Below are 4,361 nucleotides of genomic sequence, written 5' to 3' on the forward strand. Positions count from 1 at the left end.
GAGTTTAGTATATCAGGTCACATGAGGTTTGCCAAGCATTTCGCGCGAAAACGTGCGCTAAATATTAGTCAATGTTAATCTCGTGGTCCTGCTGGTTATCCTTATCTACCTTTGGCAACGTCACGTTGAGTACGCCATCCGCGTAACTGGCCTTAATACCCTTAGCATCAACGTCGGGCAAACGGTAGCTACGGGACATCGCACCATAGCTACGTTCCTGCATCAGCAAGTTGCCATCCTTATCGGTGTGGTCAGCATTGCTATTCTTAGTGGCCTGCACCGTGAGCACGTTGTCCTGGTAGCTTAGGTGAATGTCGTCCTTGGTCATACCCGGAACATCAATGTGCGCAACGTAGCTGTCACCATTGTCCTCAATATCCGTCTTCAAACCACGAACCTGTTGCGGAGCAAACACGTCGTCAAAGAAGTGGCGACCAATATTGTCAAAGAACGGATCCGCAAACATATCATTCCGCTGCATCATTTCATTAGCCATCATCAATTCTTCCTTTCCTTCGGGGGATTCATCCCCGCTCCTTGTTTACATAATATATAATGCCACCTTTTAGCACTCATGTCAAGCGAGTGCTAAAACAATTTACACTTGCCTTTTCTGACAGCGGGGCATGGCAACAAAGTGCGCTAATTATTTATACATTGCTGGTAAACCGTTGTTATTTATGCTTTAATTAATAGTACGAAGAAGGAGGCAACATTATGGCTATTAAGAGCAATCGCTTTGAACAAGACTTCGCCAAAAACCGTTATTATGGTGCAACAGGGTTAACCACCATCCCCGCATTTTTTGCCAACTACGTGAACTTCTCGGGCCGGTCCCGTCGAAGTGAGTACTGGTATATCACGCTATGGACATTCATCCTATACATTTTATTCTTCACCGGTCTGTTCACCGCCCTGACTGGTACGGCCTATACACTTTCCACTAACTCGGTGGAGGACATCTGGTCGGGCATTTGGGTGGGTGCTGGCTTCATGATTATCATCCTCATCATCTTTGGCCTGGCGGTACTATTACCATCACTCGCCCTCATCATCCGGCGTTACCGCGATGCGGGAATTCCTTGGTGGGTTCTTCTCATCCAGTACGCCATCGTTTTATTTGCCAACATGATTTGGGGGTACAGTAGCAACCAGTCAGCATTAATCGGCTTGGTCAGTGGCATCTTAACGTTTGTCATTACCTTACTGCCTAGCCGTACACCGCAACAGTAATACGTCAATCTAACCGTCTAGCCCTGAATATGGGTTAAACGGTTTTCTTTTGCCTTAATGCGGTATAATTAACACTTATCAATCAATTCGGGGGCGTGGGTAACATGTGGGGTACGGTGTTTAATACGGCAATGATTATTGGTGGTAGCGTGCTGGGCTCAATGCTTGGTCACGGTTTACGCGAAAATTATCACACCATCATGATGACCGCCATGGGGTTGGCCGTCATCGCCATCGGGCTGAACACCACCCTCACGCACATGAATAAAAGTCACTACCCAGTTCTATTTATTGTGAGCTTAGCCGTTGGTGGCGTCATTGGCGAATGGTTGGACCTTGATGGACACTTTAACCGCCTGCTTGAGCGTCGCGCTGGCGGCTCCGGACTGAGTCAGGGATTATCAACGGGCATCCTGTTGTTCTGTATCGGGACGCTGTCAATCGTTGGCCCCATTGAGGCGGCGTTACGTGGGGACACCACCATGCTCATGACTAACGGAATGTTAGACGGCGTCACCAGTACCGTCCTCGCCAGCACCTTTGGGATTGGCATGATTCTCGCTGCACCCGTGCTCTTTTGCTGGCAAACCGCAATTTTCCTGGGCGCCACCCTTCTCCGCGGAGCCATCAGTAGCACCATGATCAACGAATTATCGGTCGTCGGTGGTGTACTCATTCTGGCGAGTGGCATCAGCATTCTGGGCCTCAAACAGATTAAAACACTCAACCTCCTACCTTCGTTAGTCATCCCCATCATCGTGGTGGCGGTACTACAGATGTTTTAACCCTCGCACCATTCCACGCAAAAACGCCTATCCTGCTCGCACTGGCAGTAGCCATGTGCGGACCCGGATAGGCGTTTATTTAGTTACATTAATTGTTGTTCTGGCAAACTACAACTCCACACCTGCATCCTTAAAGAAGTATGCCAGTGGGTGCAGCTCCTGAGCGCCAAAGTAAGCAAAGAAGTCTTCCAGCGTCTTCAGCTTCTTGGCGTCGTGCTTACTATTGAAGGCTGGGTTGAAGAACTCATCGACCTGGCCGTCGTGCACGTTCACGTACAGCGATTCCGTAGCAAACGTCCGGTTGTCAGTAATCTTGGCGTCAATCAAGAATGGCTTGCCGGCTTTGCTTGCAGCCACCGCACGGTCAAACGCAGGCTTCAGGTCGCTGGTCTTACGTACAGTCACGCCCTCGATACCCATTGCCTCCGCAATCTTCGCGAAGTCCTGGTCAGCAAGATCAATCCCACTGTACTCAGTCATGTCGACGTCGTCCTGCTCGCCCTTGATGAACCCCAACACTTTGTTGCTGGTCACCACGTTGATGATTGGCAGGTTGTACTTCTTCTCGGTGATCAGATCCTGCATCACCATGGAGAACGCACCATCGCCGGAGATACTGAATACCTGCCGGTCCGGGAAGTCCAATTGCGCGGCAATGGCGCCCGGAAGTGCGGTACCCATCGAAGCAAAGAGTGCGGAGATGGTCCACTTGTTCTTCGGGGTCAAGTGGAGGTAGCGAATCGCGTTGATACTGTTGTCACCAACATCAACTGCAAAGGCGGCGTTGTCGTCAGCAGCTGCGTTGATGGCCTTGTATAGTGGTTCAGCCTCCAGTGGGTCAGTGTCACGATCGGCCCGCTTCTGCAGGTAACCTTCCCATTCCTTGCTGTCCGCGATGGCCGCCTCGAAGAACGCACTCGGTGCAGCGGGCTCGCTGCGTTCCAGTAGCTTGTCCACGAAGGCGGTGGCATCGGACCAAACCGCCAAGTCAGCATGGTGCCGGCGCCCAAACTTAGAACGGTCAATGTCGACCTGAATAAACTTAAATGGACGCGCTTCAAAGACAACCCGAGCAAACGGGAAGTCTGCACCAATGGAAATGGCCAAGTCCGCGGAACCAAAGATTTCGTTTGCGGCCTTGGAGCCTAGACGACCGAGAGCACCGAGGTTAGCCTCGTAGTGTGGATCCACCTCACCAGTAGCTAAACTGGAGGTCACCAGCGGAATCTGGAGCTTGCGGGACAATTCAACCAGCCGTTCGCCGCCACCTTTGATACCCTGACCAACGTTAATGACCGGACGCTTAGCCGCCTTAATCATCCTCAACGTTTCGTCGATTTCCTCTACCGTTGGTTGTGGCAGTGGGGCTGGCTTATCGCCAAGTTCGGCCTTAGCACTACCGTACGGTACATCAGGAATTTCTGCCATCCCAAAGTCGTTGGGAATAATGACTACCGCCACGCCACTGTGCTTGTAGGCTTCGCGAATAGCTTTGTCCACAACGTATGGTAAACTCTCAGGCGTCATCACGGTTCGGTCATAAACAGAAACGTCCTGGAACATTGGGTCTTCATCAAATTCCTGGAAGTAGTTGTAGTTCATGTTGGTGTGCGGCACCTGTCCAACCAGGGCCAGTACTGGCGCGTGGTCTTCACGGGCGTCGTAGAGACCCGTCAACAAGTTGGTCGCGCCAGGGCCAGCAGAACCAAACGCCACACCAATCTTACCGGTCAGCTTAGCGTCAGCCGCGGCCGCAAACGCCCCCACCTGCTCGTGACGAATCTGGATGTACTTGATACGGTCCTTTTCGTCGTCAAAGGCGGACATGGTGGAATTAAACGAACCACCAGGGTAACCATAAACATGGTCGACACCCCATGATTCCAATACTTGTAGCATTGCAACACTGGCACGAATGGTCTTTGCGTCTGCCATAAAAACACACTTCTTTCTGTATGCATTATTTTGATACCGTTTACAATAATAATGTACCACGTTGTCGCTCTACTTTCAAATAGTAAGCGTGCTTTAATTGTAAATATTCTGCACCAGTTACTGCTGTGCACCAACCTTTGCCCAGCCTCAACACGGGTAAGGGACCCGTTCTTTTACCCAGTGGCAGTCAATGCAACGATTGTATTTACAAACAATATTCAACACAGACGTAGGTTCAAATTTGCAAACAATCGCTGCACATTATAGCTTGTTGCGCGTAGCCGCCTTGGAAAAGATATAAGGTGCACAGAAATTGCACAAATTTGTCCTTTAGCTACTTCTTCTGTACGCAAAAAGCCCGGTTTCCCGGGCTTTTCTTTATGGTACTTTGCGTTGCATACCTATCAT

4 protein-coding genes are annotated in these 4,361 nt (G+C 50.4%); 2 read left to right on the forward strand and 2 right to left on the reverse strand.

Features of this window, described 5'->3' with window-relative positions; all coding sequences use genetic code 11:
- Window positions 1-64 precede the first annotated feature (64 nt).
- On the reverse strand, window positions 65-496 hold the full coding sequence (locus LPA02S_RS10815; protein WP_054651266.1) for an Hsp20/alpha crystallin family protein: 432 nt from the start codon (window positions 494-496) through the stop codon (window positions 65-67).
- A 221-nt stretch (window positions 497-717) separates the two neighbouring features.
- Between LPA02S_RS10815 and LPA02S_RS10820 the strand changes: the two genes are divergently transcribed.
- The gene (locus tag LPA02S_RS10820; RefSeq protein WP_056956458.1) at window positions 718-1,233 is read left to right on the forward strand and encodes a DUF805 domain-containing protein; all 516 of its coding nucleotides are present in this window, start codon (window positions 718-720) and stop codon (window positions 1,231-1,233) included.
- Between the two features lie 104 nt (window positions 1,234-1,337).
- Complete coding sequence (locus tag LPA02S_RS10825; RefSeq protein WP_054651268.1) at window positions 1,338-2,018, forward strand: DUF554 domain-containing protein; 681 nt, start codon at window positions 1,338-1,340, stop codon at window positions 2,016-2,018.
- A gap of 108 nt (window positions 2,019-2,126) precedes the next feature.
- On the opposite strand, the gene spxB is transcribed toward LPA02S_RS10825, so the two are convergent.
- A complete protein-coding gene (gene spxB, locus LPA02S_RS10830) occupies window positions 2,127-3,953 on the reverse strand; it encodes a pyruvate oxidase (RefSeq protein WP_056956459.1) in 1,827 nt (608 codons plus the stop codon).
- Window positions 3,954-4,361: the final 408 nt, after the last annotated feature.

It is taken from the genome of Lacticaseibacillus pantheris DSM 15945 = JCM 12539 = NBRC 106106, assembly GCF_001591865.1.
In the GTDB taxonomy this organism is placed as follows: Bacteria; Bacillota; Bacilli; order Lactobacillales; family Lactobacillaceae; genus Lacticaseibacillus; species Lacticaseibacillus pantheris.

Coding starts and splice junctions, on each gene's coding strand:
- LPA02S_RS10815 (WP_054651266.1), bottom strand. CDS start 496: ATGGCTAATGAAATGATGCAGCGGAATGATATGTTTGCGGATCCGTTC.
- LPA02S_RS10820 (WP_056956458.1), top strand. CDS start 718: ATGGCTATTAAGAGCAATCGCTTTGAACAAGACTTCGCCAAAAACCGT.
- LPA02S_RS10825 (WP_054651268.1), top strand. CDS start 1,338: ATGTGGGGTACGGTGTTTAATACGGCAATGATTATTGGTGGTAGCGTG.
- spxB (WP_056956459.1), bottom strand. CDS start 3,953: ATGGCAGACGCAAAGACCATTCGTGCCAGTGTTGCAATGCTACAAGTA.